Source organism: Mesorhizobium sp. M0960, assembly GCF_040319055.1.
GTDB lineage: Bacteria > Pseudomonadota > Alphaproteobacteria > Rhizobiales > Rhizobiaceae > Mesorhizobium.
Map to the genome: position 1 here is coordinate 28,551 of NZ_JAMYNN010000022.1, position 24,941 is coordinate 53,491.

The following is a 24,941-nucleotide window of genomic DNA, read 5'->3' on the forward strand; positions in this document are numbered from 1 at the left end:
TGAGCGGGCTTACGGCCCCGGAACCAAGCGTCAGATTTCGACCACTAGTGGTTAAGTTCTAACGCTTGGTACCCGATCGTGAGCGCGGCCACATCGCGAGCGCTCCTTCTCCTACAGGCAGAAATGTCTGACGCCATCTGGCCGCAAATGTTATCTCTAGTGATCCGTCCTCGATCGAAGAAGGATGCAGTCAGTGGATGACTGGAGAATCGGGAATATCTGGATAACCAGAATTCTGGAGATGTGCGACCCCCTGCGGACGCCGTCGGAATGGTTTCCCGACTGCACCGATGAAGCGCTCGAACCGCATCTTCATTGGCTCACGCCGCGATTAATATCGCCTGCAACCGGCCGGCTTATTCTTCCCATCCAGAGTTTTCTTGTTCGTACCGGACACCACACCATTCTGGTCGACAGTTGCGTCGGCAACGATAAGACGTTCGCATACTTCCCCCATTGGCATCGCCGCAATGACGGCACCTTTTTGGAGCGCCTGGCAAATGCAGGTGTTGCTCCCGAGCAGATCGACTATGTGCTGTGCACCCATCTTCATGTCGACCATTGCGGTTGGAACACACGATTGGTGGACGGGCGTTGGATACCGACATTCCCGAACGCCCGCTACATCATGGCGCGGCGCGAGTTCGAGGCCGCACAGGCGGCCTCCGGTGATGACGAAGATCGGACCTATGAGGACAATGTGTTGCCAATCGTCGAGGCTGGTCGGGCTGTGCTTGTCGATATGGATTATGAACTCGATGGCGAAGTGTGGCTGGAACCGACGCCGGGCCACACCCCGGGGCACGTAGCCATCGGCCTGAAATCTCGAGGCGTAGGGGCAGTGTTTTCCGGCGATCTCATGCATTGGCCGATGCAATGCATATACCCTGACTGGAGCTTTCGGTACGACACGGACCCTGACCAGGCACGTCGGACGAGATGGGCATTCCTGGAGGCTTGCTCGGACAATGGCCGCATCGTAATGACGTCGCATTTTCCCTTGCCGTCGGTGGGAACCATCTCGCGACGCCAGTCATCATTCTGGTTCGAGGATCAGCAGCCGCCGTAGTCGCCGAGGACGCCGACTGGGCGATCGCCCTCGGCCACCCGCACTTGTCGAAGCGCCGCTCAAGCGCGGCGTCTTTCACTCGGTGGTCGACCTCCAGGGCGGCAATCTACCCCTTCCTCGCCGAGCACAACCAGCAGCCCAGACCCTTCATCTGGACCGCCGACCCCGACAGGATCGCCGCCGCGGTCAAACGCGGGCACCAAACGTTAGATTCGATCCACTAGCTGGCAAGGCAACGCGTCAGCGCTTGCGGTCGAACCAGAACGCGTCGGACACGCGCTTCATGCCGATGCGCTCATAAAAGCCGACGGCGTCGGGCATGGAAATCAGGCTTATGGCAACGGAAGGCCCGAGTTGCCGGCGCGCTTCATCAAGCAGGCCCTTGCCGATGCCGAGCCCTTGCGCCGATTTGCAAACGGCGAGCTCGGAAACGTAACAGACCCACGAGAAATCGGTAACACCGCGGGCAACACCGACCAGCGGCTTGCCTTCTGTATCGAGACGCGCGGTGAGCACCAAATTGGCCCCTGACAGCATCGCGTTCAATCGGGTGTCGTCATCGACGGGGCGATTGGCGCCGAGGCCGGATTCCACCAGAACGCGGCGGAACTCGGCGATGCCGAGACCCGGTTCGCTGGCGTAGAGGACCTTGGATCGCGTTGTCATGTCGACAAAAGTGCACCATGGGCCGGTGGTTTTGAAGCTGTTTTGTACCGATCTTGCGTTTCGATCGACGACGGAGGTCCAAAAACAGCCGCCTTTTATTTGCCCGCGGCTTTGTGTAAACCGGGCGCCAGCAATTTCCCGCAACAAGAAGAAGACGGGCAAGGACATGGAAAAATTCACCAAGCTCACCGGCGTCGCCGCGCCGATGCCGATCGTCAATGTCGACACCGACATGATCATCCCCAAGGATTATCTCAAGACGATCAAGCGCACCGGACTCGGCACCGGCCTGTTCGCCGAAATGCGCTACAAGGACGATGGTTCGGAAAACCCGGACTTCGTGCTCAACAAGTCGGCCTACCGCAAGGCGCAGATCCTGGTCGCCGGCGATAATTTCGGCTGCGGCTCGAGCCGGGAACATGCGCCGTGGGCGCTGCTCGATTTCGGCATCCGTTGCGTCATCTCGACCTCGTTCGCCGACATTTTCTACAACAATTGCTTCAAGAACGGCATCCTGCCGATCACCGTCAGCCCGGAAGATCTTGAGAAACTGATGGACGATGCTTCGCGCGGTTCGAACGCGACGCTGTCGGTCGATCTGGAGGCCAAGGAAATCCGTGGGCCTGACGGCGGCGTGGTCAAGTTCGACCTCGACGAGTTCAAGCGCCATTGCCTGCTCAACGGGCTCGACGATATCGGCCTGACCATGGAAAAAGCCGGCGCCATCGCTTCGTTCGAGAAGAGGAACGCCGCTGAGCGCCCCTGGGCCTGAGCGGTACGATGCCCCGGCCGCGACAGGCCGGGTTCGTGGCGGCTGAACGGAGGGACAGTCATGACACGTTCGCTTCTTGTCGGCGCCTGCGCGCTGGCGTGGATTCTGATGCCGGTGGCTGGCGCGCATGCACAGACCGACATGGTGCTCGTGCCGGCTGACGATGCGCCCGGCAGGGCCGCCGACCAGGGCGCGTTGAGCAATGCGGCCCTAGCCGACAATGACAAACAGGCGCCGATCCCGTTCGAGGGCGGCCAACTGACCATCACGCAGGAGGAAGAGTACGGGGAACGGGTGCTCGCCTTCGACGGCAAGGAACTGGCGCGCAATTACGACGTCTTCTTCGACAAGATCGTCGAGGTCGGCGGCGTCAAGGTGGCGCTGATCGATGTCGGCGACGGCGGCAATCAATGCGGCCCGGCCAAGGTGATCGTGTGGAAGCCGGAAGGCGGCACGATCCAGACGGTCACGGTCGAGCAGGACGAATGCGGCGCGCCGCCGACCACGATCTCCGACAGCGCCATCTATTTCGTGCCCTATCTTTTGCCGGGCGATTCCAAGCCGGCGCTGCAATGGTCGCCGACGGCCGGACTGATGACTTCCGGCAATCTCACCTACATGCCGGAGCCGGGCACCGACTGGAAAGACGTCGATCCGTCGAAATACGACAACATCATCGACGCCTTCCACAACGAGGCTGTCTACAAGCAAGCCGAGACGCTGCTTGGCAAGGACATGCCCGACATGGCGACCAGCCTGCTGGTCGGCGGCGGCACGGAAAAAACCGCGTCGGGTGCCTTCTTTGCCAGCGGCTGCGTGCCGCATGATTGCGGCGGCAATGACGGCTTCATGGCGGTCGACCCGGTCAAGCACAAGCTCTATTTCGCCCGCCGCGGCGACAAGCCCGAGCCGGACGCGTGGCCAGCGGTGAGTACATGGCCGGCCGACGTCAAGGAAGCGCTGGACAAGGCGCTGGGGTCGGCGAATTAGGGTTTTCGCACGGCGCGGTGACCATCACGCCTTCCCTGCTGAATAAAACCATATCTGCCGGGATCCGTCCCACCCCCCTCTGCCCTGCCGGGCATCTCCCCCGCAAGGGGAGAGATTGGCAGCTTCGTTCCGCCTACCTTGCGACGGTGATGATAGGCGAAACCGTCGCGACCGCCGATCTCCCTCCTTGCGGGGGAGATGGCCGGCAGGCCAGAGGGGGTTGCTGTCCCGCCGATATTAACTGCTTTGGCCCATGGCTCAGCCGGCCTTCCGGTGCAAAATGGCGGGAGATTTGCGGAGGACCCATGCGAAAACTGATCTCCACCGGTTCGCCCTTTGAGAACACCGCCGGCTATTCGCGCGCCGTGGTGCAGGGCGACTGGTGTTTCGTGTCCGGAACGACCGGCTACGATTATGCGACCATGTCGATGCCGGAGACGGTGGAGGCGCAAACGCGCAATTGCCTGACGACAATCGCCAAGGCGCTCGGGGACGGCGGCTTCGAGATGGCCGATGTGGTGCGGGCACATTACTACATCACCGATGCGGCTTTCGTAGATGTGGTGTTCCCGATCCTCGGCGAGGCGTTTGGCGAGATCAGGCCGGCAGCAACGATGATCGTGTGCCAGCTCAACAAGCCGGAAATGAAGGTCGAGATCGAGGTGACGGCGCTGCGGCGCACAGCCTGATGCCTGTCACGGTTGCGACAACGACACGGTTAGCACGAGGATCGGCCCATGGTGAAGGTCAGACGCATCGTTGCAAACATAGACACGCAGGATATCGCGGCGGCAAAACCCTTCTATCAGGATGTGCTCGGCCTCGATCTCAAGATGGATATGGGCTGGATCGCTACCTATGGCTCGCAAGAGACGATGTCCGTGCAGGTCAGTTTCATGGCCGAAGGGGGATCAGGAACGCCGGTGCCGGACATCTCTATCGAAGTCGACGACGTCGATGCCTCGCTTGAAAGCATGAGGACGGCCGGCTTTATCATCGAGTACGGTCCGGCAGACGAACCCTGGGGCGTGCGGCGCTTCTTCGTACGCGACCCGTTCGGCAGGCTGGTGAATATCCTTTCGCATCTGTAGACGTTTTATCTTGAGCATCGGATTTTCCCAAAACCGGTTGCCACTTTTGGGTCCGATGCTCTGAACCGCAGGCTTGCGCGTCGGTCGCTTGGCGTTTAGCAAGGCCGCGTTCATGCGCTAAAATAATCGGGACGGTTCTCATGGCTTCGAAAAATCTTCTCCTGCTTGCCGGCGATGGCATCGGCCCCGAGGCGATGGCCGAGGTGAAGAAGCTGATCGCCGCTATGAACGACAAGCTCGGCAGCGATTTCGTCACCGATGAGGGCCTTGTCGGCGGCTGCGCTTACGACGCACATGGCGCGGCGATTTCCGATGCCGACATGGCCAAGGCAATGGCGGCGGACGCGGTGCTGTTTGGCGCCGTCGGCGGACCGAAATGGGATGCCGTGCCTTACGAGGTGCGCCCGGAGGCGGGTCTGCTGCGGCTGCGCAAGGACATGGAGCTGTTCGCCAATCTTCGACCCGCCATTTGCTATCCGGCGCTGGCGGCGTCCTCCTCGCTCAAGCAGGAGGTGGTCGAGGGGCTCGATATCCTCATCGTGCGCGAGCTCACCGGCGGCGTCTATTTCGGTGAGCCGAAGCAGATCATCGATCTCGGCAACGGCCAGAAGCGCGGTATCGACACCCAGGTCTACGATACTTTCGAGATCGAGCGCATTTCGGGCGTTGCCTTCGAATTGGCACGCACGCGCAAGAACCACGTCACCTCGATGGAAAAGCGCAATGTGATGAAATCGGGCGTGCTGTGGAACGAGGTCGTCAGCCAGACGCAAAAGGCCAGGTATGCCGACGTCAAGCTCGACCATATGCTCGCCGATGCCGGCGGCATGCAGCTGGTGCGCTGGCCCAAGCAGTTCGATGTCATCGTCACCGACAATCTGTTCGGCGACATGCTGTCCGACATCGCCGCCATGCTGACCGGCTCGATCGGCATGCTGCCGTCGGCCTCGCTCGGCGCGCCGGATGCCAAGGCAAAAAAGCGCAAGGCGCTCTACGAGCCGGTGCATGGCTCGGCGCCCGACATCGCCGGCAAGGGCATCGCCAATCCGATCGCCATGATCGCCTCCTTCGCCATGTGCATGCGCTATTCCTTCGGCATGGTGACTGAAGCCGACAAGCTCGAAGGTGCGATCGCCGCCGTGCTCGACGACGGCCTGCGCACCAGGGATATTCATTCGCCGGGGATGACCGAGGTCGGCACCGCTGAGATGGGCGACGCGATCATCGCCAAGTTCCTGGGCTGATCCTGTGTAGGTCGACGTCCGCTGGGCGACTGCCGCCGATGCGGCGGCACTCCCGCGGTTAGATTTGGACACCCGCCGGCACCGGACCCCACTGGTTTTCACGCGGCTGGGTCGGGATCAGCGCAAAGATCAGGATGATCACGGTGCCGAAGGTCGGGATCAGGAAAAGCAGGAAGAGCCAGCCGGTCAGGCCGATATCGTGCAGGCGGCGCACGTTGAGCCCGAACCACGGCAGGGCTGTCGCCAGCAGGAAGAGGCCGCAAAGGCCGACCGTCACTGCCGGCAATTCACTGTTGTCGAGATTGCCCATGGCGTCGTCGATGAAGACGCCGAATCCTATCGCCACGATCAGCGCGATCGTCCAGAACAGGCAATAGCCCCAATATTCCTTGCGGCGGGCACGGCCGGCGAAGTTGAAATAATTTTCGGTCAGGCCACGCGAGAAGTAGCTCCACAGGCCGGTGGATTCGGCGGTTTGATTTTCAGCGGAACGGCCGAAATGTTGCGGCTGACGTGCCGCGGGCGCATTGCCGGCCTGAGATGGGGCGGCGGTTGCAGCGGAGGCACGGGCGGGTGCACTGGCAGGTTGGGCGTGGATCGAAAAAACATCGCGTGCCCGTCCGCCAGCCGGCTGGAATTCGACGGTCGTGCCTCCGGCAACCGACGCTTGGCGGCGCAAGTCCTCGCGCGCGAAGCTGTAGCGGTTGCCATCGGCCCCGGTAATGAAACCGAAGGCCTGGTCCTCGTCATAGTGAAGAACTTCGCCGCGCATGTCCTGCCCACCCCATTGCCCTGCCCCAGACTGTGCAAAGTTCCGGTAGACCGCAAGGGGCGTGCGCGAAATGGAAGGGGCAGACTATTCACCCCGGCCGTTTCTTCGATTTCTTGTGTTTCGCCGGTCCGCCTTCGAATTTCGCCTTGGCCGGTTTGCCGGCCCAGGGCTTTGCCTCGAATGCCGGGCGCTGGTCAGCCGGTGCGCGCTTCTCGAATTTGGGCGCGTTCTGATCGAATGTCCGCTTGCCGCGGTGCGGCTTCTTGTCGGGGCGCGGCTCCTGATAGCCGGCCCGCGACAGATCGGGCGTGCCGTCCAGCCGCTTGACCGCAATGTTGCCCTGCAGCTTGCGGTCGGGGCCGATCGCGGCGAGGAAGCGCTCGGCCCAGTCCGCCGCGATCTGCACGAAGGTTTCTTCCGGCTGCATCTTGATGGCGCCGATCTCGCGCTTGGAGATGCCGCCTGTCCGGCACAGCATCGGGATCAGCCAGCGCGGCTCGGCATTCTGCCGGCGTCCGACCGACAGCGAGAACCAGACGCTGTCGCCGAAATCGTCGCGGCGGCTCGGTGCCTCGTCCCGGCGCGCAAATTTTTCGCCCGACGGCGTGAACGGTGCGACGTCGAGAAGGTCCTCCGGCGCCGAGCGGCTGGAGCGGCACATCCGTACGAAGGCTGCGGCGACCTGTTCCGGCCCGTGCTGATCGAGAAGCGCCTGGACGAAGCCGCGCTCCTCATCCTTCATAGGCTCGCTGAGGACCGGGTCGGCGAGAATGCGCTCGTCATCGCGCCGGATCACGTCGTCGGCCGAGGGCGGGCTCGCCCAGGTCGCCGCAAGGCCGGCACTTTGCAGCAGCCGCTCGGTGCGCTTGCGGGCATTGTTCGGCACGATCAGCGCGCTGACGCCCTTGCGCCCCGCCCGTCCCGTTCGCCCGCTTCGGTGCAGAAGCGTCTCCGGGTTGGTCGGCAAGTCGGCATGGATGACCAGCTCGAGATTGGGCAGGTCGATGCCACGCGCCGCGACGTCAGTGGCGATGCAGACTTTGGCGCGGCCGTCGCGCATCGCCTGCAGCGCGTGGCTGCGCTCGTTTTGGCTCAGCTCGCCGGACAGTGCCACGACGGAAAAGTTGCGGTTGTTGAAGCGTGCTGTCAGGTGATTGACGGCGGCACGCGTGTTGCAGAACACCAGTGCGTTCTTCGCCTCATAGTACCGCAGCACGTTGATGATGGCGTTTTCGCGGTCGGCCTGCGCGACGCCCAGCGCCCGGTATTCGATGTCGAGATGCTGCTTCTCCTCGCCGGAGGCCGAGATGCGCACGGCATCGCGCTGGTAGCCCTTGGCCAGCGTGGCGATGGAGCGCGGCACGGTCGCGGAAAACATCAACGTGCGGCGCTCGGCAGGGGCGGCGTCGAGGATGAATTCCAGGTCCTCGCGAAAGCCGAGATCGAGCATCTCGTCGGCCTCGTCGAGCACGACTGCCTTGAGCGCCGACATGTCGAGAGAATTGCGGGTGATGTGGTCGCGCAGGCGGCCGGGCGTGCCGACGACGATATGGGCGCCACGCTCCAGCGCGCGTCGCTCGGTGCGCATGTCCATGCCGCCGACGCAGGACGACACCGTGGCGCCTGTCAGCTCGTAGAGCCATTCCAGCTCGCGCGTCACCTGCAGGGCCAGCTCCCGCGTCGGCGCCACGGCCAGCGCCAGGGGTGCCGCCGCGTGGGAAAAGCGCTCCGCGCCGTCGAGCAGCGTCGGCGCCAAGGCCAGTCCGAAAGCGACGGTCTTGCCGGAGCCGGTCTGGGCTGAAACCAGCGCATCGGCCTGACCGAGCTCAAGAACCGCTTTCTGCACCGGTGTCAGCTCGACATAGCCGCGTTTTTCCAGCGCCTTTGCCAGCGCGGGGACAATAGCTTCGAAGTTGGACATATGCTTCTTTCGAAATTCGGATTCTTAAATGCCCGGCGACGGGTCTGATGTCGGCAAGCGCCACGACGGGCGCCACGAGCCAAACGATGCCCGTTCGTACTTCGTGCCGCCCTCATTGTACAGGGCGGGCGATCCGCCTGGTTGCGATTGACTCCTTACGCAAACCGCGTAAAAGCCGGCACCGAACGGGATAGTTTTCGATGCGCGGCCTTTTGATGGCGCTTCTTGCCTTCGACATCCCCGGCCCCAATGCGAACCATTGGGCCGGACGTCTCGGTGCGCCTTTCCGTTCCAGCAAAACCACGTTCTTGGTCAAAAAAACCGGTAAAACGACCACCAAAACGGTCTGATTCCCTTGGCCCAACCACCCTCTCCCGGGTCCGGCCCGGGGTGAAACCCGCATTGGCCGGCGGGTTTTCTCCAGAAACCGAGCGGAGAGGGACAGGAGATTTCGATGAGTTTCAAGGTTGCGATCGTCGGCGCCACGGGCAATGTGGGCCGGGAAATGCTCAACATACTGGAAGAGCGCGGCTTTCCGGTGAGCGAGGTGGTGGCGCTGGCCTCGCGGCGCAGCCAGGGCACGGAAGTGTCGTTCGGCGACCGCACGCTGAAGGTCCGGACGCTCGACCAATATGATTTTTCCGACACCGACATCTGCATCATGTCGGCCGGCGGCAACGTCTCCAAGGAATGGTCGCCGAAGATCGGCAAGCAGGGCTGCGTCGTCATCGATAATTCATCGGCCTTCCGCTACGACCAGGACGTGCCGCTGATCGTTCCCGAAGTGAACCCGGATGCGATTTCGCTGTTCACACGCAAGAACATCATTGCCAACCCGAACTGCTCGACGGCGCAGCTGGTCGTGGCGCTGAAGCCGCTGCATGACTTCGCCACCATAAAGCGCGTCGTCGTCGCCACCTACCAGTCGGTCTCCGGCGCCGGTAAGGAAGGCATGGACGAACTGTTCACGCAGACGCGGGCGGTGTTCGTCGCCGATTCCGTCGACGTCAAGAAGTTCACCAAGCGCATCGCCTTCAACGTCATCCCGCATATCGACGTCTTCCTCGACGACGGCTTCACCAAGGAAGAATGGAAGATGGTGGCCGAGACCAAGAAGATGCTCGATCCCAAGATCAAGCTGACGGCGACCTGCGTGCGGGTGCCGGTGTTCATCGGCCATTCGGAAGCGGTCAACATCGAGTTCGAGAAGCCGATCACCGCCGATGAGGCGCGCGAGATCCTGCGCGAGGCGCCGGGCTGCCAGGTCATCGACAAGCGCGAGGACGGCGGCTACATCACGCCGCTGGAATCGGCTGGCGAGGACGCCACCTTCATCTCGCGCATCCGCGAGGATTCGACCATCGACAACGGCCTGTCGATGTGGATCGTCTCCGACAATCTGCGCAAAGGCGCGGCACTCAACGCGGTTCAGATCGCGGAGCTGCTGGTCGAGCGCGGGCTGATCCAGCCAAAGAAGAAGGCGGCATAACTTCTCGCTCACGGGCCGCATCGCCGCTTCGCGGCTGGCCCTCCGCGGGGGCGCCGGACGGCCGGCGGCCCGCGGTCGCAGGCTTGTGAGATGAGCATTGCGACTAAAATCGCGCTGCGTCCGGCTAACGGGTCGGACGCAGGCGCAATTGCCAGGATCATGCGCGCAGCGCTTTCGTCGTTCGACTGGATGCCGGTCCTGCATACACCGGATGAGGATATGGCCTTCATCAGCGGCACCGTGCTGGCGCAGCAGCACGTGACGGTCGCCGAAATCGACGCGGCCATTGTTGGCTTTGTCGCCGTTGCAGGAGAATGGGTCGAGCAGCTCTATCTGGATCCTGCCTGGACTGGCCAAGGCATCGGCGCCCGGCTGCTGACACAAGCAACCGCGAATTTGCCGGTTGTGAAATTGCATTGCTTTCAGTCGAACTCAGGCGCTCGGCGCTTCTACGAGCGCCATGGCTTTCGCGCGGAAGCTTTGGGCAACGGCACGAACAATGAAGAGCGATTGCCCGACATTTTGTACGTCCGAAGGCATTGATCCTTATCGTGCGGCGTCCGCAGCGAGTTTCTGCAAAACATCCAGCGCCTCCTCCGCCCGGTCGGCGGGCACGAACAGGTGATCGTGGTAGAAGGCCGAGACCGGATTGACGCCGATGCCGGCGGTGGCCAGCCGCGCGGTGATGGCGGCGAGGAAGCCGACCGCTTCCAGCGACGAATGGACGTTCAGCGTCAGCATCCGGCAGCGGAACACGGTTTTCAGGCCAGCGGTCTTGGCCTGGTCTTCAAGCACGATCAGCGTCATGCCCTCGTGCTCGCGAAACAGCATTACCGGATCGAGCTGGTCGGGAACGGCCGCATCAGGTGGCAACGTGGTGAAGACATGAACGCCGGCAAGCAACTCCGGCGTCATTGCCGCCAGCAACTTTTTCAGGTCGGTCTCTCCGGCCATCGCTTACTTTCGTTGTGCGATTAGGCGGCTGCTGCCGTCGCTTACTTTCGTTGTGCGATTAGGCGGCTGCTGCCGTCGAGCGCTCGGGAGATACCCTTACGGATTTCCAATAACGCCCTCCACCTCACCTCGCAAGGTGGACTTGGCCAGGTTGGTTGCTGGCTGAACTTGCACATCCAAGGTCGCCGTCCCCGGAGTGAAAAAGCACTGGAGGCATGTCGGATGGCCGTCATGGGACGCGTCCTTGGTTCGAGCTGGCAGAAAAGCCAGTGCTCGCAACGACCGGAGGGAACATCAATGACCAAGTCTCAGGCAGCATCCGTCTCACCGCGCGCCCTCTGGGCCGGTCGCGTGCTCAGCGCCGTCATCGTGCTGTTCATGATCTTCGACGGCGTCATCAAGCTACCGCCGCTCGAAATCGTCACCCAGACCATGGTGCAGCTCGGCTGGCCAGCCGATGCCAATGTCTCGCGCATGCTCGGCATCATTGGATTGGTCTCGACAGCACTTTATGTACTGCCGCGCACCTCGGTGCTCGGCGCCATCCTGCTCACCGCCTATCTCGGCGGCGCCATCGCCACGCATGTGCGTATCGGCAGCCCTTTGTTCTCGCATATGCTGTTCGGCGTCTACCTTGGCGCCATCCTCTGGGGCGGCCTGTATCTGCGCGATCCAAGGGTGCGCGCGCTGATCCCGTTCAGCCAATAGCAGCGACTTCCAAAGCCGTTCGATGGCGGCCACGCCGCCAGAGAGGGCGCTGTCTGCCGCCGCCTTTCTTCTCTTTGGATCAAATCGAGCGCCGCCCGGTCTGCTGCCGATCTTCTTCTTTGGATCAAATTGGCTGGTTGCGAGTTAGGGGGCGCAGCGGCGAGGACGGCACCCTGTTGGAGAGGAACGACAATGAAAAAGGTGATGATCTTGATGGCCCTGCTGGTGCCGCTCGGTGCCTGCTCCCGTACTGAGCAAGGCGCGGCCGTTGGTGGCCTGGGCGGTGCGGCGGTCGGCGCCGCAGTGGCCGGCAACCCGACCAAGGGCGCGGTGATCGGCGGTGCGGCCGGCGCCTTGGCCGGTGCGCTGATCGGCCGTGCCAGCGAAAGCGGCCAGTGCCGTTATCGCGATCGCAATGGCCGTGTCTACGTTGCGAGTTGCCCGGAAGGCTATTGATCGGGCCGCATCATACGGATGGACAGCAAAACGGCGGGCAAAGGCCCGCCGTTTTGTGACTGGTCAGCCGTTTTGTGAAGGGCAATCGATGACTTATTCGGCGCTGGCGGCTTCCGCCTCGGCCGGCGCGGCGGAAGCGGCGGCAACAGCGGCTGCAGCTTCCTCCTGCGCCTTCTTCAGCAGGGCAGCGCGCTCTTGCGCCTTCTTGCCGGGCTCGGCCTTCTTCGGGTTGGCGCGGGCTTCGCGCTTGGCGAGGCCGGCCTCGTCGAGGAAGCGCAGCACGCGGTCGGTCGGCTGGGCGCCGTGCGACAGCCAATGCTTGACGCGCTCGGCGTCAACCTTGACGCGTTCGCCGTCCTTGGGCAGCAGCGGGTTCCACGAGCCAAGCGACTCGATGAAACGGCCGTCGCGCGGCGAACGGGCATCGGCGACGACGACGTGGTAATAGGGACGCTTCTTCGAGCCCGCACGGGCCAGTCGGATTTTCAGTGGCATTTCTTTTCTCCTAAAAAGCTCTGATTTGGTTGATCGGTTGGTGGCTGGTCCTCAGCCGGTTTTCGTTATGCCGTTGGATGCGGCGATCTGCTCGTGATGGCGGATCACTTCGCGGACGACGAAGTTCAGGAATTTTTCCGCGAAATCCGGGTCGAGATGGGCGTCCTTCGCCAGTTGGCGAAGACGGGCGATCTGCTGCTGCTCGCGTGCCGGATCGGCAGGCGGCAGGCCATGCTCCGCCTTCAGCACGCCGACCGCCTTGGTGCAGCGGAAGCGCTCGGCCAGCATGTGGATCAGCGCCGCGTCGATGTTGTCGATCGAGGCGCGATAATTGACCAGCGCCGCGCGCGCGTCAGCCATGTCCTTTTCTTCGTTCATGGCGCCCTCATTTCTTCTTGCCGAGGCCAGGCAGCCCGCCGCCGGATCCCGGCAAACCAGGGAGCTTCATGCCGCCGGGCAAGCCAGGCAGGCCACCGCCAGCGGGAAAGCCGCCGGGCAGGCCCTTCATGCCGCCGAGCCCGGCCGCCTGTGCCTGCTTCTGCAAGGCCTCGAGCTGCTTGGGGTCCATCTTGGACAGATCGGGCATGCCGCCGCCCATCATGCCGCCTTGGCCGCCCATGCCGGGCATCATGCCGCCGAGCCCCATCTTGGAAGCGAGGCCGCCCATCATGCCGCGCATCAGGCCGCTACCTTTGCCCTTGCCGCCCATCGCCTTCATCATGTCGGCCATGCCGCGATGCATCTTCAACAGCTTGTTGATTTCGGCCGCGTCGGTGCCCGAGCCGGCGGCGATGCGCTTCTTGCGCGAGTGCTTCAGAATATCGGGATTGGCGCGCTCGGCCTTGGTCATCGACGAGATGATGGCGAGCTGGCGGCCGAACATCTTGTCGTCGAGACCGGCGGCGGCCATCTGGTCCTTCATCTTGCCCATGCCCGGCATCATGCCCATGATGCCGCCCATGCCACCCATTTTCGACATTTGCTGAAGCTGGCCGGCGAGGTCGTTCAGGTCGAACTTGCCCGACTGCATCTTCTTGGCCATCGCCGCCGCCTGCTCGGCGTCGATGTTCTCGGCTGCCTTTTCGACGAGGCTGACGATGTCGCCCATGCCGAGGATGCGGTCGGCGATGCGCTTGGGGTGGAATTCCTCCAGCGCGTCCATTTTTTCGCCGATGCCGATCAGCTTGATCGGCTTGCCGGTGACGGCGCGCATCGAGAGTGCTGCGCCACCGCGACCGTCGCCGTCCATGCGGGTCAGCACGAGGCCGGTGATGCCAACACGCTCATCGAAGCTTTTCGCCAGATTGACGGCGTCCTGGCCGGTCAGCGAATCGGCAACCAGCAGGATCTCGTGCGGCGACGACACCTTCTTGATGTCGGCCATCTCGACCATCAACGGCTCGTCGATGTGCGTACGGCCGGCGGTGTCGAGGATGACGATGTCGTGGCCGCCGAGCTTTGCCGCCTGCACGGCGCGGCGGGCGATGTCGACTGGCGTCTGGCCGGCGACGATCGGCAGCGTCGCGACCTTGACCTGCTCGCCGAGCTGACGGAGCTGCTCTTGCGCGGCGGGACGCCGCGTGTCGAGCGAGGCCATCAAGACCTTCTTGTTCTGGCGCTCGGCCAACCGCTTGGCGATCTTGGCCGAGGTCGTCGTCTTGCCGGAACCTTGCAGGCCGACCATCATGATGACGACCGGAGCCGGCGCATTGAGGTCGATGGCGACGCCCTCGGCGCCGAGCATCTCGACCAGCTCGTCATGGACGATCTTGACGACCATCTGGCCGGGCTTGATCGACTTGACCACGGCGGCGCCGACGGCCTTCTCGCGCACCTTGTCGGTGAAGGAACGCACCACTTCCAGCGCCACGTCGGCCTCGAGCAGCGCGCGGCGCACCTCGCGCAGCGCCGCCGAGACATCCGCCTCCGACAAGGCGCCGCGGCCGGTGAGGCCGTTCAGGATCGAACCAAGACGTTCCTGTAGCGATTCAAACATTCTTTTTCCTTTTCCCTGGCACCCGGATGATGCCCGAGAGGTAATGCGTTCGCGCCAGCTGTCCAAGCAAAAGCCGGTCCGGGCAAAAGCCCAAAGCCAAAAAGCACCCGGGGGCGCACAGCGCTGCCGGGTGTTGGCCTCCGGGATCGATTTACAGCACTTCACCTCAAAGAGGTTTCGGCGTCCCGGTCGGTTTGCTCGGAGGAATACTCGTCGCGGAATTTCGCGGCGTGTAGACAGGAAATCGGCCGCGGAGTCAAGCTTTGGTCAGGCTTTGCGCCAAATATGCTCAGGACCACCAGGCAAGGCGCATCAGCGCACGCTGCTGGCGCGCGCCATATCCGGCTCGACCTTCAGCGGGGAGCGCGGATGCAAAAGCAGCAGAACGGTCAACAGGCTGCTGACGATGCCGATCGCGGCGATGAGGACGGCGTCTGAAGTCGTCCAGCCGGCGGCTTCGAGCGGCTTGGCGTTGAACAGGGCGAAGGAATTATAGCTTTGCTGGTGCGAAATCAGCAGGAAGCCGGTCAGATTGTTGCCGAGATGGGCGCCGAAGCCGGCACCGAGATTGCCGGTTGCATAGACCAGAAGCGTCAGCAGCAGCGCAAAGGCGGCGATCGAGGCCAGCACGCAGGCATTGATCGCGGCGCTCGAGCCTGGGCTCCAATGTAGCGAGGTGAACAGCAATCCCGGCAGCAGCGCCCAGATGAAAGGGTTCTGGAACCGGCTCGCCAGGCCCCTGAGCAGATAACCGCGAAACAGCATCTCCTCCGACGAGGTCTGCAGAAAGGTCAGCGCAGCGATCGGGATCAGGAACAAAAGCCACGAGGACAGGCCGATCGTACCGCGCGCAATATCGGGCTGCAGGCCGTAAAGCAGGATCTCGGAAAGCAGCGAGGTGATCAGCACGGCGGCCAGCCCTTTCAGGAACCCCGACCATGAAATGCGCCGGCTGACGCCGATCAGGGCCGTCAGCTTCTCGCGATGGATCCAGCGCATGGCAGCCCAAAGGCCGAGCCAGATTCCGGCAAACGAAGCCAGCGCCGCGAGGATGCCCGCTGGAGAGGCCATGAAATCCTGCACCGCTCCTCCACCTGGCGGGGCGGTGCCAGACGACGCCTGCCAAACGGCAAAGGCATAGGTGCCACCGAACAGCACGGCGGCAGTGATTCCGAGCCAGAACAGGATGACGACGACCGTTCCAAGCAGAAGGCGCGGCAAAGTGGTCTTCTCGTTGGCGGTGTGCCGGTACTGTTGGAAGGCGGTCGGGTCGATCGTCACGCGGGCTCGCTGGCTGGTGCTTCGGCTCGCATGATCTAGAGCATCGGACGCAAAAGTGGAAACCGGTATTGCAGCGGCAATGCCGGCTTGTGGCAATGTCGGGGTGTGAGCGGCCGCCATTACAGGGCGACCGCCCTGTTTTGCGCGTCAGCGCACGACGTACACGATACGCCGGCTGCTCGGATCGACCAGCGCCGGCTGGCCGTTCACATAGACGTAGCGATAATCATAATCGGGTATCTCGCGCAGCTCGACGGTGTCGGGCAACATCGCGCCGGTAACCACCTCGCCTTCGAGATAGACCGGATCGAGCCGGTTCGTTTCGACATAGGTGCGGATTTCCGCCGGCGGCCGCCGGATGGGCTCGATCGCCTCGCCGGCAACGATCGCTCCGGTATAGCTGTCGGAATATTCGGCGCTATCGGCAGGCGGTGTCACGACGGCAATGTCGGCGCCGGCCGGACGCTGTGTCAGGACCACACGGCTGCCGCCGAAATCGGCCGTCACATAGTCGGAATAGACCCAGCCCTGGCCGTTGGCCTCGGCGATGGTGCACCATTTGCTGTTGGCGATGCAGCCGTCGAGCGTCGCCGACTGGCCGGCCGCGAGTACCCCGATGACCGGATATTGCGGGCCGGGGCCGGCGCGTACATTGAGATCGGTGATGGCCGAGACGGCGGTTTCGGCCAAAGCAGAGCCCGACATCGCTATGAGCGCTCCGGCCACCGCCGGAAACAATATGCGTTTCATGGTTTTCTCTCCGTTTCACAGTCCCTCGGGACCGAAAACGAAGCAAAGCGGCATGCGTTCCGGCTAAAAAGCCTCCGCCGGCTCACGATTTGTTCCAATAGTTTTCGGCAGGTCAGTCAAAAGCTCGTGAACAAAAGCAAGCTTTTGCGCCGCCACGTCGGAGATTACGAAGGGATACAGATCGGGCAGGCCCATGCAGCGGTTGATCGAGTTGGAAGCTTCCGACAGCACCAGCCAGCGGTCGAGGATCTTTTCGAAAGGCTCCGGCCTGGTGGCGGGTTCCGATGGTGCCGGCTGCAGCTCGCCGCCGGTATCGGCGCGCGGCAGCTCGTTGGCTTCGACGGTCTCCAGCCGGCCGAGCGGGAAATTCAGCGCATGCACCATCTCCAGCGTGTCGGTGATGTGCATGTGATGCGCCCATGTCTCGGCCCAGTCCTCCCACGGGTGCGACGTCGCATAGGCCGAGATATGGCGCTGCTGCCAGTCGGGCGGCGCGCCATCGGCGTAATAGGTCTTCAGCGCTTGTTCGTAGCCGGCGCGTTCGTCGCCGAACAAAGCGCGAAAACCGGCAAGCTTTTGCGGATCGTCACGGATCAGGCGGTCCCAATAGTAATGGCCGAGCTCATGGCGGAAATGGCCGAGCAGCGTGCGGTAGTTCTCGCCCATCTCGACGCGCCGCCGCTCGCGCTCAGCCGAGTCCGCCTCGGCGACGTTGAGCGTGATCAGGCCGTTGTCATGGCCGGTCAGGATACGCTCGCCACCGGGACCGCCACCGATAGGATCGGCAAGAAAATCGAAAGCGAGGCCGATCTCGTCGCCGGGATTCTGCTTGGATGCGACCGGCAGGCCGAAGGCGAGCAGCGAATAGACGGCACGCTTCTTTGCCGCCTCGACACGGATCCAGCGGCGGCGATTGCCGTCGACCGACAGATCCGGGATCAGCTGGTTCAGCGTGCAGGCGCGGCAGAAGGCGTGGCCAGGCTCCGCCATCCAGTTGCAGGCGCATTCGTCGGCGTTGGTGCATTGGAAGATGTCGTCGATGCCGGACAGCACAAAACGCGCATGCTCGGGATCATAGAGCACGAGGCTGGCGCAGTTCAGGCATTGCGCGTTCTCGAAATAGAGACGGTGGCCGCAATGCGGGCAGTCGAAAAGCTTCATTGGCGTCTCAAATCACTCGAAATGCGGAGGACGAGGCGAACAGGACAAGGCCAAACGCCTGTCACCGGCCCACGTTCCTGCCGGCCGATGCTATTTTGCCGCAAGCTGGGCCACGACCTCCCTGGCCACTGCCTCGCCCGACAATCTGGCGCCGCCGCAGGTCTGCATCAGCGGACCGGCCAAATGCTCGCCGGCGAAGAAGATCTTTTCCGCCACCGGCTGCATCAGCGTGGCGCGCGCTTGCGAGCGGCCGGGCCGCGCCGCCGCATAGGCGCCGCGCACAAACCGCTCAGCGCCCCAATTGGTCATCATTGCGCGTCCGACATGCTTTCGTGCGTCGCCGCCAAAGATGCCGCAGAGCCGGTCGACGACGAAGTCGATGCCGGCCGCCTCGCCCGCCGCCGACATCTCCCAAGCGAAATCGCCGCCGACGAAACCGACCATCAAATCGAAGTCGAAGGGAAAGCAGAGGAAGTAGATGTCGTGCCGGGCCAGCCGCTCGATCAGCAAATCGTCGAACGGCTCCAAGCCAAGCCTCGTGCCGGATATTTCGACCGGCAGCTTGGTCAGCATGCCCATCGGCAGATCGAAGAAGGCAGCGAAATGCCCATCGGGGAGTGCGGGCGAGAACGCAATCTCCTCGAAGGCGAGCACTGCCGGCGAGGCGGTGACGATGACAGCCTTGGCGCGGATGGTACCGCGATCCGTGACGCAGGCTACGCCCGGCCCATCCCAGAGGATCTTGCGCACCGGCGTCGACAGCTCCACCGGCACGTCGGCGCCGAAGCGCGCAACCAGCGTGCCGAAGCCTTCCCTGGTGAAATAGTTCGGATCGAGATCGGCGGCGGCCTGAAAGTCGCGGATCGATATCTCGTCCTCGTCGGCGCCGAAATCCATCGGCCCCGCGAAGGTTGCGGCGGCGCGCGGCGCGTGGCCTTTGGCGAGCAATGCCGAAAGGCGGTCATCGTCGCCTTCCCTCACCTGACGTGCCGCCACCAGTTCGAGCAGTCTTGCGTCGGCCACCTTCATCGCGGCCTCTTCGGCTTCGCTTGCCTTTCGCTCGCGGTAGTAGAGATGATCGACATTCATGTCGTGGTGATGAAGCGTCCAGGCGGCGGCTTTCGCCTCGGGAAAGTAGGGATTGCGGTCTGCCGCATGCAGCCAGGCGCAGCCGATGTCGAACGGCACGCCGAAATGCTGGTCGCTGGTCCAGGCGCGGCCGCCGACGCGGTTCATCGCTTCTAACAATTTGAAGGAAAAACCGGCGGCGCGCAGGGTCTTGGCAGCCGAAAGTCCGGCCGAACCGGCGCCGACGATCACGACATCAACGTCTTTCATGCTTATTCTGTCCCCGCCACAATAATTACTTGATCGTAGGCAAATTCCCGGGCATCCGCCAGTGTGGTGGATTTGAAGTTCCTGCTGTATTGAGTGCATCGGCGCAGCGCCGGGACAGTGACAAGCAGGTGTTTCGCTGGCAAATTCGCAATTGGGAACGTGATTCAGGCAACCAGGAGAGCAGCATGGCATTTCTTGCCAAGGGGAAGATGTTTGTAGTGGCCACGGTGGTGGCGGTGCTTGCGCTGGCGACGGGCGCGCAGGCGGCGGCCAGTTGTGGCAAAAACGGCGCCGGCTTCGAGGCGTGGAAACCGGAGTTTGCCGCGGAGGCCAAGGCCGACGGTGTCGGCTCGAAGGGTCTGGCCGCTCTGGCTCGCGCAACCTACGCGACAAAGACGATCTCCGTCGACCGCGCCATCCATAAGGCTTTCAGCGGCTCGGTCGAAGCTTTCATGAAGCGCCGTGGCGCGTCCGCGATCATTGCCAGGGGCCGTGCGCTGAAGAAGGCCAATGCGGCGCTGTTCGACAAGATCGAACGGAATTACGGCGTGTCGCCGGGTGTGTTGATCGCCATCTGGGGTATGGAGACGGGCTTCGGTTCCGCCATGGGCAACCAGAATACGGTCTCTGCCATTTTAACGCTCGCCTATGATTGCCGCCGTCCGGAGTTCTTCTATCCCCATGCCATTGCAGCCCTGAAGCTGGTCGATCGCGGAGCGTTGAGCGCCTCGTCGGTCGGTGCCGCACATGGCGAGATCGGCCACACGCAGTTCCTGCCCGGAAATGTTTTGACGTATGGCGTCGGCAACAAAAATCTGCGCGACAAGAGCACTGCGTTGGCTTCCACGGCCAACTTCCTCAAGGGCCATGGTTGGCGGGCCGGAGCGAGCGCGCAGGCGAATATGGGCGCAATCGCTGGCTGGAATTCCGCTAGCGTCTATCAACAGGCCATCGCCCGCATGGCCACAGCCATCGATGCCGACTGACAGAAATCTCTATTCGATAGAATGATTCGACAGAAAGCCCGGCCATGCGCCGGGCTTTCTATTTCACGTCGAGCGCGTAGGAGCAGCCGGCGAGAACCTTGCCGGGATGTGAATTAACGGTTGAGACATTGAGCGCAATGTGCGTGGAAAATGTCATGCCGTCGGCTTCCTCGCTGCTTTCGACGAGCACCTTCTCGCCAAGGAATTTGTCCGGTGTCGAGATTTGCGCTGTGACGCCGAGCGCTCGAGCGAGATCGGGCGCGGAAACATCGTCAAACACCGCCATCGGCCCGGTCGCGGTAAGGACGACGGCCGCCGTTTCGCGCCCGAAGACGCCGACCGTGGCCGGCAGCTCGTATTGCCTGAGGAAAGGATTGCCGGCGGTGACTTCCTTCCAGCCAAGTTTTTCCGCCGCGCCGGGCTCACCGCTCAGCCACAAGGCGAATCCGTTATAGGCCGGCACGTCGGCCCTGCATTCAATCAGCGCGGCGAGGTCGAGCGAGGTGGGATCGAATTCCTCCGCTCCGGCTGCTGCCAGGCCCGCCAGCAACATCAGCGGAAGTCGCGTGGCGCGTCGCAAACTAACCATCGCCGACCTGTCACTTGCCTTTGATGACCTTCCAGATGTCGGTGGATTGGTCGAGCTGAAGGCTGTTTATGTCGGAGAAGCCAATTCGGCCGCTGCGCACCGCATCGCCCAAGCGCCGGCAGAAGAGGCTCGGCATGCGTTCCTGAGAAACGCCCATGAAGGCTGCGATCTCATGTTTGAACGTAATGGTCCATGTAGCGACAGCGGCGATGCATCCCGCCTGGGGATCCTTCTTCGTGATGTCCTGTCCGGTCTGGCAGCCCGCCAGAATGCCGATCATCGCCGTCAAAATCAAAAGACCAAGTCGCATTATTACAGCCCCATTGCCCAAAAAAACAATTGGACAATCCGGCCATGAGGTCAAGCAAGAAAAGCTCTGCAGCTGTCATTAGAAACAACTACATTAGCTCACTAAGAGTATGGATCCAGGCTAAGCAGGATTTTCATGAATATATACTTAGCCTTTACGACCACGCGCCGCCAGCGTGCGCAGCCTCAGCGCATTGAGGCGGATGAAACCTTCGGCATCTTTCTGGTCGTAGGCGCCGCGGTCGTCCTCGAAGGTGACCAGCGCGTCGGAATAGAGCGTCTTCCTCGACTTGCGGCCGGTGACAATGACGTTGCCCTTGTAGAGCTTCAGCCGCACGATGCCTTCGACGTCTTCCTGGCTGTTGTCGATCATCGCCTGCAGCATCAGCCGCTCGGGCGCGAACCAGAAGCCGTTATAGATCAGCTCGGCATAACGCGGCATGAACTCGTCCTTGAGATGGGCGGCACCGCGGTCCAGCGTGATCGATTCGATCGCCCGGTGGGCCGATATCAGGATGGTGCCGCCGGGGGTCTCGTAGACGCCGCGCGATTTCATGCCGACGAAACGGTTCTCGACCAGATCGAGCCGGCCGATGCCATTGTCGCGGCCGAGATCGTTCAGCGCCGCCAGCATCGTTGCCGGCGACAGTTTCTTGCCGTTGAGCGCGACGGGATCGCCCTTGAGGAATTCGATTTCGATCTCTGTGACCTCATCCGGCGCATCCATCGGCGAGATGGTGCGCTGGTGGACGAATTCCGGCGGCTCGCTCCACGGGTCTTCCAGCACCTTGCCCTCGGAGGAGGAATGCAGCAGGTTGGCGTCGACCGAGAACGGCGCATCGCCCTTCTTGTCCTTCGGCACCGGAATCTGGTGCTGCTCGGCGAAATTGATCAGATCGGTGCGCGACTTGAACGACCAGTCGCGCCAGGGCGCGATGACCTTGATGTCGGGGTTGAGCGCATAGGCCGAGAGTTCGAAACGCACCTGATCGTTGCCCTTGCCGGTGGCGCCATGGGCGATCGCATCGGCGCCGGTCTCCCTGGCGATCTCGACAAGATGTTTCGAGATCAGTGGCCGGGCGATCGAGGTGCCGAGCAGATAGGTGCCTTCATAGACAGCGTTGGCGCGGAACATCGGAAAGACGAAATCGGATACGAACTCCTCGCGGACATCGACGATGCGAATATCCTTGATGCCCATCATCTCGGCCTTGCGCCTAGCCGGCTCCAGTTCGCCACCCTGGCCTAGATCGGCGGTGAAGGTCACGACCTCGGCGCCGAGCTCGGTCTGCAGCCATTTCAGGATGATCGAGGTGTCAAGGCCGCCAGAATAGGCGAGCACGACTTTCTTGACGGCTTTTGCTTTCGACATGGTGGGCGGTTCCGCGACAGGATTCTTGCGGGCGAGGTATCACGGCGTTTCGGGGCTGCGCAAGGGAGGAACAGGCGCCTGGGAGCCGCAAGCGCTGGACCAGACGCCGTGGCGGCGAGATGCTGGCGTCGGCGAGGCGCCTGCGCTATAGGCTGCGCCTTCTTGTCCGAGGCCGCCAATGTCCTTCATTCCCGACAACGCTACGCTTATCCAATTCGCCATCGCGACGGTGATCCTGGCGATTACGCCTGGGCCGGACATGACGCTGTTCGTGTCGCGCACGCTGAGCCAGGGCCGCGCCACCGGCTTCGCCTCGATGGCCGGCGCGCTGTGCGGCACGCTGATCCACACCACGTTGGTGGTGGTCGGCGTCTCGGCGCTGATCGTCGCCTCGCCGATGGCGTTCTTCGTGCTGAAGATTTTCGGCGCCGGCTATCTGGTCTTCCTGGCCTGGCAGGCGATCACAAAAGGGTCGGCGTTTTCACCGGAGAAGAAGAGCGGGCCGCAGATATCGCTGGTTCGCAGCTGGGCGGCGGGGCTCGGCGTCAATCTGCTCAATCCGAAGATCATCCTGTTCTTCATGACCTTCCTGCCGCAATTCGTCTCCGCGCATGATCCCAATGCGCCGGGAAAGCTGTTCTTCCTCGGCGCGATGTTCGTCGTGCTGTCGGTCCCGGTGACAGCGCCGATGGTGCTGGCGGCGGAAAAATTCTCGGCGGCGATGAAAGCCAGCCCGCGCGTGACGCGCGTCGTCGACTATCTGTTTGCCGGAGTTTTTTCGGCCTTCGCGCTCAAGATCCTGACGGCCCAGGCGAAATAGGGCGTCCGATTTGACGCCAGCTCCCAGCCGAGCGGCCGGCGCTCAGCCAGTAGAAAAATACCGCCGACCATGCCGCAGCCGATCACCGCCAGCATGACGCTTGTGTTGGTAACCTCGAAATTGGCGTCGTTCGTCTGGTGGACGAAGCCGAGGAAGACCGCCGCCACCGCCGCGCCCGCCAGTGCATAGAACAGCCAGTCGCGCCGGCCGAGGATTTCGGAAACCAGGATGGCGATCGCCGCCGGCATGAAAGCGAAATAGGCGACGAACAGCGCGACGAAGGGGACGGAAAAATAGAGGGAAGCCGTCGCCGCCGGCGGTGCCTGCTCCGGCGTGTAGCCCAGGGACGCCAGAAACATGATATTGAGAAATGCGCTGGCCGCCAGCGAGGCGACGCCATAACCGATCAGGATGACGGCGAAGCGGATCAGATAGGCGACGACGCGATTCACGCCTCGCCGTGCCCTGCGATCATCATCGCTTCCAGCGCCAGCCGGTCGACTTTGCGCATGCGCTCGGAGTCCGATTTGAGCTGGCCGCAGGCGGCGAGGATGTCGCGGCCGCGCGGCGTGCGGATCGGCGAGGCATAGCCGGCATTGTTGATGTAGTCGGCGAATTTCTCGATCGTCTCCCAGTCCGAGCACTGGTAGTTGGTGCCCGGCCACGGATTGAACGGGATCAGATTGATCTTGGCCGGGATGCCCTTGAGCAGCTTGATCAGCGCCTTGGCGTCCTCGATGGAATCATTGACGTCCTTTAGCATCACATATTCGAAGGTGATGCGCTTGGCGTTGGACAGGCCGGGATAGGCACGGCAGGCAGCGATCAGCTCGTTGAGCGGATACTTCTTGTTGATCGGTACCAAAAGGTCACGCAGATCGTCATTGGTAGCGTGCAGCGAGATTGCCAGCATGACGCCGATCTCTTCGCCGGTGCGGAAGATTTCGGGCACGACGCCCGAGGTCGACAGCGTGATGCGCCTCTTCGACAGGGAAAGCCCGTCGCCGTCGGATGCAATCAGCAGCGCCTTCTTCACCGCCTCGAAATTGTAGAGCGGCTCACCCATGCCCATCATGACGACGTTGGACACTTTCCGGCCCTCGGCCGGCACGATGGCGCCGTCGGGCGTGTCGCGGTCGGGGAAATCGCCGAGCCGGTCGCGAGCTGTCAAAAGCTGGGCGAGGATTTCTTCCGCCGTCAGGTTGCGCACCAGCTTTTGCGTGCCGGTGTGGCAGAAGGAGCAGGTCAGGGTGCAGCCGACCTGCGAGGAGATGCAGAGCGTGCCGCGGCCTTCTTCGGGAATGTAGACGGTCTCGATCTCGACCGGCCGGCCGGCGCCGCGCGGCGGAAAGCGGAACAGCCATTTGCGCGTGCCGTCGGAGGAAATCTGCTCCTCGACGATCTCGGGCCTGGCAACGGTGAAATGCCTGTCCAGTGCGGCGCGCAAATCCTTGGAGATGTTGAACATGCCGGCAAAATCGGAAACGCCGCGCACATAGATCCAGTGCCAGAGCTGCTGGGCGCGCATCTTCGCCTGGCGCTCCGGCACGATGCCGGCGGCGACGAGGGCGGCCCCGAGTTCGGCGCGCGTCAAGCCGATCAGCGACGACTTTTCAGGCGTCGTGCGGGTGCGCAACGCGTCACGCGCGCCTTCGGCGGTAAGATCGAATGAAAGGGTCATTGTTGCGCCAATATAAGCGATTTGCGGCCGA

28 protein-coding genes and 2 pseudogenes are annotated in these 24,941 nt (G+C 62.7%); 14 read left to right on the forward strand and 16 right to left on the reverse strand.

The annotated features are described in order from the left end of the window. Nucleotides 1–193 precede the first annotated feature (193 nt). Together NKH63_RS27270 and NKH63_RS27275 are read left to right on the forward strand one after the other, a co-directional pair. Nucleotides 194–1,069, forward strand: coding sequence for an MBL fold metallo-hydrolase (locus NKH63_RS27270; protein ID WP_352481087.1), 876 nt, complete (start codon nucleotides 194–196; stop codon nucleotides 1,067–1,069). 58 nt (nucleotides 1,070–1,127) lie between these two features. Further along, nucleotides 1,128–1,293: pseudogene (locus NKH63_RS27275) on the forward strand (IS630 family transposase); the annotation flags it as partial. 16 nt (nucleotides 1,294–1,309) lie between these two features. Here the strand turns inward: NKH63_RS27275 and NKH63_RS27280 are convergent. Then, entirely contained in the window at nucleotides 1,310–1,735 is a 426-nt protein-coding gene (locus NKH63_RS27280; RefSeq protein WP_352496013.1) for a GNAT family N-acetyltransferase, read from the reverse strand. Between the two features lie 166 nt (nucleotides 1,736–1,901). Between NKH63_RS27280 and leuD the strand changes: the two genes are divergently transcribed. The 5 genes from leuD (at nucleotide 1,902) to leuB (ending at nucleotide 5,832) form a co-directional block, all read left to right on the forward strand. After that, nucleotides 1,902–2,507, forward strand: coding sequence for a 3-isopropylmalate dehydratase small subunit (gene leuD, locus NKH63_RS27285; RefSeq protein WP_352919602.1), 606 nt, complete (start codon nucleotides 1,902–1,904; stop codon nucleotides 2,505–2,507). 60 nt (nucleotides 2,508–2,567) lie between these two features. Further along, nucleotides 2,568–3,497, forward strand: coding sequence for an Ivy family c-type lysozyme inhibitor (locus NKH63_RS27290; RefSeq protein WP_352481086.1), 930 nt, complete (start codon nucleotides 2,568–2,570; stop codon nucleotides 3,495–3,497). Between the two features lie 305 nt (nucleotides 3,498–3,802). Beyond that, nucleotides 3,803–4,186, forward strand: a complete 384-nt coding sequence (locus tag NKH63_RS27295) for a RidA family protein (RefSeq protein WP_352481085.1) — start codon at nucleotides 3,803–3,805, stop codon at nucleotides 4,184–4,186. A 51-nt stretch (nucleotides 4,187–4,237) separates the two neighbouring features. Beyond that, on the forward strand, nucleotides 4,238–4,588 hold the full coding sequence (locus tag NKH63_RS27300; protein WP_352481122.1) for a VOC family protein: 351 nt from the start codon (nucleotides 4,238–4,240) through the stop codon (nucleotides 4,586–4,588). A gap of 140 nt (nucleotides 4,589–4,728) precedes the next feature. Next, nucleotides 4,729–5,832, forward strand: a complete 1,104-nt coding sequence (gene leuB, locus NKH63_RS27305) for a 3-isopropylmalate dehydrogenase (RefSeq protein WP_352919607.1) — start codon at nucleotides 4,729–4,731, stop codon at nucleotides 5,830–5,832. A gap of 58 nt (nucleotides 5,833–5,890) precedes the next feature. Here the strand turns inward: leuB and NKH63_RS27310 are convergent, their stop codons facing one another. Together NKH63_RS27310 and NKH63_RS27315 are read right to left on the reverse strand one after the other, a co-directional pair. Further along, nucleotides 5,891–6,604: a DUF805 domain-containing protein gene (locus tag NKH63_RS27310; RefSeq protein WP_352481083.1), complete on the reverse strand. Its 714-nt coding sequence runs from the start codon at nucleotides 6,602–6,604 to the stop codon at nucleotides 5,891–5,893. Nucleotides 6,605–6,692: 88 nt separating this feature from the next. Next, a complete protein-coding gene (locus tag NKH63_RS27315; protein ID WP_352587998.1) occupies nucleotides 6,693–8,525 on the reverse strand; it encodes a DEAD/DEAH box helicase in 1,833 nt (610 codons plus the stop codon). A 200-nt stretch (nucleotides 8,526–8,725) separates the two neighbouring features. Between NKH63_RS27315 and NKH63_RS27320 the strand changes: the two genes are divergently transcribed. The 3 genes from NKH63_RS27320 to NKH63_RS27330 all read left to right on the forward strand — a co-directional run bounded on the left by NKH63_RS27320 (nucleotide 8,726) and on the right by NKH63_RS27330 (nucleotide 10,557). Then, the gene (locus NKH63_RS27320) at nucleotides 8,726–8,875 is read left to right on the forward strand and encodes a hypothetical protein (RefSeq protein ID WP_023721917.1); all 150 of its coding nucleotides are present in this window, start codon (nucleotides 8,726–8,728) and stop codon (nucleotides 8,873–8,875) included. Nucleotides 8,876–8,979: 104 nt separating this feature from the next. Next, on the forward strand, nucleotides 8,980–10,014 hold the full coding sequence (locus NKH63_RS27325; RefSeq protein WP_023721916.1) for an aspartate-semialdehyde dehydrogenase: 1,035 nt from the start codon (nucleotides 8,980–8,982) through the stop codon (nucleotides 10,012–10,014). A gap of 159 nt (nucleotides 10,015–10,173) precedes the next feature. Further along, nucleotides 10,174–10,557: a GNAT family N-acetyltransferase gene (locus tag NKH63_RS27330; protein WP_352516117.1), complete on the forward strand. Its 384-nt coding sequence runs from the start codon at nucleotides 10,174–10,176 to the stop codon at nucleotides 10,555–10,557. 3 nt (nucleotides 10,558–10,560) lie between these two features. On the opposite strand, the gene NKH63_RS27335 is transcribed toward NKH63_RS27330, so the two are convergent. Beyond that, nucleotides 10,561–10,968 carry an ACT domain-containing protein gene (locus NKH63_RS27335; RefSeq protein ID WP_352481080.1) on the reverse strand — a complete coding sequence of 136 codons (408 nt, stop codon included), beginning with the start codon at nucleotides 10,966–10,968 and terminating at the stop codon, nucleotides 10,561–10,563. Nucleotides 10,969–11,265: 297 nt separating this feature from the next. Between NKH63_RS27335 and NKH63_RS27340 the strand changes: the two genes are divergently transcribed. Next, nucleotides 11,266–11,676 (forward strand): DoxX family protein, encoded by a 411-nt coding sequence (locus NKH63_RS27340; protein ID WP_023721914.1) that lies wholly within the window; start codon nucleotides 11,266–11,268, stop codon nucleotides 11,674–11,676. A 192-nt stretch (nucleotides 11,677–11,868) separates the two neighbouring features. Continuing rightward, on the forward strand, nucleotides 11,869–12,132 hold the full coding sequence (locus tag NKH63_RS27345; RefSeq protein WP_023680734.1) for a YMGG-like glycine zipper-containing protein: 264 nt from the start codon (nucleotides 11,869–11,871) through the stop codon (nucleotides 12,130–12,132). Nucleotides 12,133–12,225: 93 nt separating this feature from the next. On the opposite strand, the gene rpsP is transcribed toward NKH63_RS27345, so the two are convergent. From rpsP to NKH63_RS27380, 7 genes are all read right to left on the reverse strand, one after another. After that, nucleotides 12,226–12,627, reverse strand: coding sequence for a 30S ribosomal protein S16 (rpsP, locus tag NKH63_RS27350; RefSeq protein ID WP_023721913.1), 402 nt, complete (start codon nucleotides 12,625–12,627; stop codon nucleotides 12,226–12,228). A gap of 51 nt (nucleotides 12,628–12,678) precedes the next feature. Next, complete coding sequence (locus NKH63_RS27355; RefSeq protein ID WP_023721912.1) at nucleotides 12,679–13,005, reverse strand: chorismate mutase; 327 nt, start codon at nucleotides 13,003–13,005, stop codon at nucleotides 12,679–12,681. A 7-nt stretch (nucleotides 13,006–13,012) separates the two neighbouring features. Beyond that, entirely contained in the window at nucleotides 13,013–14,623 is a 1,611-nt protein-coding gene (gene ffh / locus NKH63_RS27360; protein ID WP_352481079.1) for a signal recognition particle protein, read from the reverse strand. Between the two features lie 312 nt (nucleotides 14,624–14,935). Further along, nucleotides 14,936–15,904, reverse strand: a complete 969-nt coding sequence (locus NKH63_RS27365) for a CPBP family intramembrane glutamic endopeptidase (RefSeq protein WP_023721910.1) — start codon at nucleotides 15,902–15,904, stop codon at nucleotides 14,936–14,938. Between the two features lie 147 nt (nucleotides 15,905–16,051). Then, the gene (locus NKH63_RS27370) at nucleotides 16,052–16,654 is read right to left on the reverse strand and encodes a DUF1236 domain-containing protein (protein ID WP_023721909.1); all 603 of its coding nucleotides are present in this window, start codon (nucleotides 16,652–16,654) and stop codon (nucleotides 16,052–16,054) included. A gap of 63 nt (nucleotides 16,655–16,717) precedes the next feature. Further along, a complete protein-coding gene (locus NKH63_RS27375; RefSeq protein WP_352481078.1) occupies nucleotides 16,718–17,815 on the reverse strand; it encodes a zinc-binding metallopeptidase family protein in 1,098 nt (365 codons plus the stop codon). A gap of 90 nt (nucleotides 17,816–17,905) precedes the next feature. Continuing rightward, nucleotides 17,906–19,153, reverse strand: a complete 1,248-nt coding sequence (locus NKH63_RS27380) for a flavin monoamine oxidase family protein (RefSeq protein ID WP_352919612.1) — start codon at nucleotides 19,151–19,153, stop codon at nucleotides 17,906–17,908. 185 nt (nucleotides 19,154–19,338) lie between these two features. Between NKH63_RS27380 and NKH63_RS27385 the strand changes: the two genes are divergently transcribed. Further along, nucleotides 19,339–20,139, forward strand: coding sequence for a lytic murein transglycosylase (locus NKH63_RS27385; RefSeq protein WP_023721906.1), 801 nt, complete (start codon nucleotides 19,339–19,341; stop codon nucleotides 20,137–20,139). A gap of 58 nt (nucleotides 20,140–20,197) precedes the next feature. Here NKH63_RS27385 and NKH63_RS27390 read toward each other — a convergent pair whose 3' ends face one another. From NKH63_RS27390 to NKH63_RS27400, 3 genes are all read right to left on the reverse strand, one after another. Further along, nucleotides 20,198–20,692, reverse strand: a complete 495-nt coding sequence (locus NKH63_RS27390; RefSeq protein ID WP_352495991.1) for a hypothetical protein — start codon at nucleotides 20,690–20,692, stop codon at nucleotides 20,198–20,200. Between the two features lie 46 nt (nucleotides 20,693–20,738). Further along, nucleotides 20,739–21,038: a hypothetical protein gene (locus NKH63_RS27395; protein ID WP_352481075.1), complete on the reverse strand. Its 300-nt coding sequence runs from the start codon at nucleotides 21,036–21,038 to the stop codon at nucleotides 20,739–20,741. A 147-nt stretch (nucleotides 21,039–21,185) separates the two neighbouring features. After that, nucleotides 21,186–22,409: an argininosuccinate synthase gene (locus NKH63_RS27400; protein ID WP_352481074.1), complete on the reverse strand. Its 1,224-nt coding sequence runs from the start codon at nucleotides 22,407–22,409 to the stop codon at nucleotides 21,186–21,188. Between the two features lie 178 nt (nucleotides 22,410–22,587). Here NKH63_RS27400 and NKH63_RS27405 point away from each other — a divergent pair, with 178 nt between their 5' ends. Then, on the forward strand, nucleotides 22,588–23,229 hold the full coding sequence (locus NKH63_RS27405) for a LysE family translocator (RefSeq protein WP_023721902.1): 642 nt from the start codon (nucleotides 22,588–22,590) through the stop codon (nucleotides 23,227–23,229). On the opposite strand, the pseudogene NKH63_RS27410 reads toward NKH63_RS27405, so the two are convergent. Together NKH63_RS27410 and rlmN are read right to left on the reverse strand one after the other, a co-directional pair. Next, nucleotides 23,201–23,681, reverse strand: a pseudogene (locus tag NKH63_RS27410) (hypothetical protein). The gene NKH63_RS27405 and the pseudogene NKH63_RS27410 sit on opposite strands and share 29 nt — an antisense overlap. Further along, a complete protein-coding gene (gene rlmN / locus NKH63_RS27415; protein ID WP_352919614.1) occupies nucleotides 23,678–24,910 on the reverse strand; it encodes a dual-specificity RNA methyltransferase RlmN in 1,233 nt (410 codons plus the stop codon). The pseudogene NKH63_RS27410 and the gene rlmN overlap by 4 nt, the downstream one beginning before the upstream one ends. Nucleotides 24,911–24,941 lie beyond the last annotated feature (31 nt).